The sequence below is a fragment of the Mesorhizobium sp. M8A.F.Ca.ET.021.01.1.1 genome, assembly GCF_003998025.1.
Classification (GTDB): domain Bacteria; phylum Pseudomonadota; class Alphaproteobacteria; order Rhizobiales; family Rhizobiaceae; genus Mesorhizobium.
In genome coordinates, this window is sequence record NZ_RZSJ01000543.1 from 1 (window position 1) to 4,159 (window position 4,159).

Sequence of the window (4,159 nt, forward strand, 5' to 3'; positions counted from 1 at the left end):
AATCTCGACACCGCCGCGGCGATGACGCTGATGCTGGCGGCGACGGGCCAGACCATCGTGCTGCTGCGCGGCGGCATCGACCTGTCGATAGGCGGCATGATCAGCCTTGGCACGGTGATCGCCGCGACGCGGTTCGCCGATGATCCGTCGACCACCGGGTTCTGGGCGTTGGCCATCCTTGCGATCGGTTTTGTCATCGGCGCGCTCAACGGCCTGCTGATCTCACTGCTCAAGCTGCAGCCCTTCCTGGTGACGCTCGCGACATGGTCGATCCTCAACGGTGTCGCCATGATCATCCTGCCGACCGACGGCGGCAGCATTCCCACATGGTGGGTCGGCTTTGCCTCCACGCAGCTCTTCGGCCTCACCAGCCCGGTCTGGATGTTGCTGGTCCTGCTGCTGTTCTGGTGGTGGTTCCGCGCCACCCGGGTGGGCATTTCGATCCAGGCAACCGGATCGAACGAAAAATCGGCCTTCCTGTCTGGTGTCTCCATCACCCGCGTCAATCTCGTCACCTACGGCCTGTCCGGCCTGTTCGCGGCGGGCGCGGCGCTGTTCCTGGTGACACAGACCGGTGCCGGTTCGCCTACCATCGGCAAGGACTACATCCTCCCTTCGGTGGCGGCGGCGGTCATTGGCGGCGTCAGCCTGTTCGGCGGCCGGGGCCATCTAGCCGGCACGCTGATCGGCGCCTTCGTGCTCACCCTCATCGGCAACCTCGTCTTCGTGCTGCATGTATCGAGCTACTGGCAGCCGGTCGCGTCCGGTGTCATCCTGCTGCTCTCGGTGCTGGCCAGTTCCGTCGCCGAGAAAACCGCAAGGGGCCGCGTCCAATGAGTGCCTTCCTCGCCCGCAACCGGCTGATTGTGCTCGCCTATGCCGGCATGGTCGTGCTGCTCCTGGTCACGGCGCTGTTCTCGCCCGGCTTCCTCTCCGTCTCCAACATGCGCTCCACCGTCGTGCTGGCGGCCTTTGTCGGCATCGTCGCGCTCGGCCAGACCTTCGTCATCATCGGCGGCGGCATCGATCTCTCGGTGCCATGGGTGCTGAATTCGGCGGCGATCATCATGGCGCTGCTGTGCGGCGGGCAGGATCTGCCGCTGGTCTGGGTGATGCCGCTGCTGCTCGCCGGCGGCGCCTTCATCGGGCTGATCAATGGTGTCGGCGTCGCCCGGTTCGGCGTACCGCCGATCATCATGACGCTGGCCACCAACGTCATCCTGCAAGGCCTGATCCTGGTGCTGACCGGCGGCTCGCCGACCCCCTCGGCGCCGGCGCTGATCCAGTTCCTGTCGGTCGGCCGTATAGCCGGCTTTCCGGTCATCGCGCTGATCTGGCTCGCCCTGACGCTGGTGGCGACCGTGCTGCTCTCCAAGGCAGCCTTCGGCCGTCACCTCTATGCGCTCGGCACCAGCGCCACCGTGGCCGAATTCTCAGGCGTGCCGACGGCACGCACCACCATCCTGACCTATGTGATTTCGGGCCTTGCCGCCGCCTTCGCCGGCATGCTTTTGACCGGCTATTCCGGCCAGGCCTATCTCGGCATGGGTGACGCCTATCTGTTCACCTCGATCGCCGCGGTGGCGATTGGCGGCGCCTCGATCCTCGGCGGCAGCGGCCACTATCTCGGCACCGTCGCCGGCGCCATGGTGCTGACCATCCTCACTGGTCTTTTGCCGGCGCTCAACCTGTCGAGCGGCGCCCTGCTTGTCGTCTATGGCGCGGTGATCCTGCTCACGGTCTCGATCGGCAGCGAGGCCTTTGCCGGCCTCGGCGGCAGGCTGCGCAGGGGCTGAACGGAGGGAAGAATGGTCGAGATCACTTGTGTCGTCGATGCCAGGGCCGAGCTTGGTGAAGGCACGCTCTGGGACCCCAGGGCCGGCGTGCTCTGGTGGATCGACATCTGGAAGAAGCTGATCCATCGCTACGACCCCGCGACCGGCAAGGACGAGGTCTTCGAAACACCGGAATATCTCGGCTGCCTTGGCCTGCGCGAGAAGGGCGGCCTGGTGCTGACCATGACCAATGGCTTTCATTTCTTCGATCCGGCAACCGGCCAGTTCGAGGCGATCGTCGATCCGGAAGCACATATGCCGAAGACCCGCTTCAACGACGGCAAGCCGGACCGCCAGGGCCGCTTCTGGTCGGGCTCGATGTTCGAGGTGGCGGGACAGCCGATCGAATTCATCGGCGCGCTCTACCGGCTCGATGCCGATCTCTCCGTGCACAAGATGATCGACGGCATCGGCTGCTCGAACGGGCTGGCCTGGAGCCCGGACTCGAAGACCATGTACTTCTCCGACAGCCATGCGGGCGCGGTCTGGGCCTATGATTTCGACCCCGCCACCGGCGACATCGAGAACCGCCGCACCTTCATCGACATGACGGCAACAGGCGGCGTCGCCGACGGCGCCACGGTCGATGCCGAGGGCTGCTACTGGGTGACCATCCCTGTGACCAGCAAGGTCTGCCGCTACGATCCCGATGGCGAGCTGATGGAAACAGTGGTTCTGCCGACCGACCTGCCGACCTGTTGCGAGTTCGGCGGCAAGGACCTCGACATCCTCTACGTCACCTCTGCCGTCCTCAAGCGCCCGGCCAGCCATTTCGTGCGCCAGAAGAATCCGGGCGGTCTGTTCGCGCTCGACGTCGGCGTCAAGGGCCTGACCTTGCCGGCGTTCAAGGGCTGACGGCTTCGCTCAGACTGCCGACATGACCAGCGGCGTCTCGGTCCTGCGAGTCATTCCGGTAGCGAAACGACGCTCGAGGTAGCCTGCGTAGAGCGACAGCGGCCAGCACAGCGCGAAGTAGATCAGCGACACCGTACCGAACACCATCACCGGCTGGAAGGTCACAGTGTTGACCTGCGTGGCGGCCCGCGCAAGCTCGGTCAGGCCTATCAGCGAGGCGATCGATGTCGTCTTGACGATCTGCACCATGAAGCCGACGGTCGGCGGCAGCATCAGCCGCACCGCCTGCGGGATGATCACCAGCCGCAGCGTCCTGACAAAGCGGAAGCCGAGCGCCGTTGACGCCTCCCATTGTCCCTTTGGAATTGCCTCGATGGCGCCGCGAAAGATTTCGCCGAAAAAAGCGCCGCCATTGAGCGAGAAGGTCACGGCCGCCGCCACCCAGGGGTCCGGCCGGTAGCCAAGGAACGAAGAACCGTAATAGGCCATGAATAGCTGGATCAGGATCGGCGTGCCCATGAAGAACTGGATGTAGCCCGCGGCCAGCCAGCGCAGCGGCCGCGCCGGCGCCACCCGGATCGCCGCCACCACGAGGCCGATCAGGCCGCCGCCGGCAAAGGCGATCAGCGCCAGAAGGATTGTCCAACGCGTTGCCAGAAGCAGGAACATCAGTTCGTTGGGGCCAAAATCGCGCAGGCTCATGATCTAGACCTTCCAGCGGAACATGAGCTTGCCGATGCCGGCAAAGAACAGGCTGGCCGCCTGCACCAGCACGAAATAGATGATGGCGATGACGATATAGACCTCGAAGCTGCGGAAGGTCTGCATGACGAGGTTGTTGGCCACCGCCGTCAGTTCTTCCGCGGCGATGGCGCCGACGATCGAGGTGCCCATGATCTGCAGGATGAACTGCGCCGACAGCGATGGGTAGACGGCGCGCGCCGCCGGCACCAGAACGACATGGCGGATGATGCGGTAGCGGCTGAGGCCGAGCGACTTGGCCGCTTCGATCTGCCCTTCGGGGATGGCCTCGATTCCGGCGCGCAGGATCTCGGTGGCGTAGGCGCCGAGATGGATCGACAGCGCCACGACCGCCGCCGTGTTGCTCGACAGTTTGAAGCCGAACAGCGGCAGCGAGAAGAAGACGAAATAAAGCTGGATCAAGAGCGGCGTGTTGCGGATCATCTCGACATAGGCAGCGATCGGCCACGACAGGAAGCGCGGCCCAAAGCTGCGTCCGACGGCGCCAAGGACACCGATGGCGGTGCCGAACAGGATCGACAGCGCCGCCAGCTGGATGGACTTCTCCAGGCCGCGCAGCAACAGGTCGAGATGCACCAGGATCGGGCCGAATTGCAGGGCGGTTTGCATGGGCATTCCGTCACGAGGTCGAGAAAGCGGGGCTGCTGCCGTGCGCGGTCCCGCCGTGGAATGACGCGATCAGAAGACCGGCAGCACCGGCAGTGGCT

The 4,159-nt window shown here is 64.9% G+C and carries 5 protein-coding genes; 3 read left to right on the forward strand and 2 right to left on the reverse strand.

The genetic code is table 11. From position 1 onward, the window contains the following. The 3 genes from EOA36_RS29325 to EOA36_RS29335 form a co-directional block, all read left to right on the forward strand. A partial coding sequence (locus tag EOA36_RS29325) for an ABC transporter permease (protein ID WP_145969364.1) occupies window positions 1-837 on the forward strand: 837 nt, incomplete at its 5' end. After that, the gene (locus EOA36_RS29330) at window positions 834-1,796 is read left to right on the forward strand and encodes an ABC transporter permease (RefSeq protein WP_127280476.1); all 963 of its coding nucleotides are present in this window, start codon (window positions 834-836) and stop codon (window positions 1,794-1,796) included. The genes EOA36_RS29325 and EOA36_RS29330, both read left to right, overlap by 4 nt. A 12-nt stretch (window positions 1,797-1,808) precedes the next feature. Continuing rightward, window positions 1,809-2,690 (forward strand): SMP-30/gluconolactonase/LRE family protein, encoded by an 882-nt coding sequence (locus EOA36_RS29335; RefSeq protein ID WP_127280477.1) that lies wholly within the window; start codon window positions 1,809-1,811, stop codon window positions 2,688-2,690. 9 nt (window positions 2,691-2,699) lie between these two features. Here the strand turns inward: EOA36_RS29335 and EOA36_RS29340 are convergent, their stop codons facing one another. Together EOA36_RS29340 and EOA36_RS29345 are read right to left on the reverse strand one after the other, a co-directional pair. Beyond that, window positions 2,700-3,392 carry an amino acid ABC transporter permease gene (locus tag EOA36_RS29340; protein ID WP_127280478.1) on the reverse strand — a complete coding sequence of 231 codons (693 nt, stop codon included), beginning with the start codon at window positions 3,390-3,392 and terminating at the stop codon, window positions 2,700-2,702. A gap of 3 nt (window positions 3,393-3,395) precedes the next feature. Beyond that, window positions 3,396-4,061, reverse strand: coding sequence for an amino acid ABC transporter permease (locus EOA36_RS29345; protein WP_127280479.1), 666 nt, complete (start codon window positions 4,059-4,061; stop codon window positions 3,396-3,398). Between the last annotated feature and the right edge of the window lie 98 nt (window positions 4,062-4,159).

What these genes read in the sequence shown, in the direction of transcription:
- EOA36_RS29330 (WP_127280476.1), top strand. Translation starts at nt 834, where the DNA reads ATGAGTGCCTTCCTCGCCCGCAACCGGCTGATTGTGCTCGCCTATGCC.
- EOA36_RS29335 (WP_127280477.1), top strand. Translation starts at nt 1,809, where the DNA reads ATGGTCGAGATCACTTGTGTCGTCGATGCCAGGGCCGAGCTTGGTGAA.
- EOA36_RS29340 (WP_127280478.1), bottom strand. Translation starts at nt 3,392, where the DNA reads ATGAGCCTGCGCGATTTTGGCCCCAACGAACTGATGTTCCTGCTTCTG.
- EOA36_RS29345 (WP_127280479.1), bottom strand. Translation starts at nt 4,061, where the DNA reads ATGCAAACCGCCCTGCAATTCGGCCCGATCCTGGTGCATCTCGACCTG.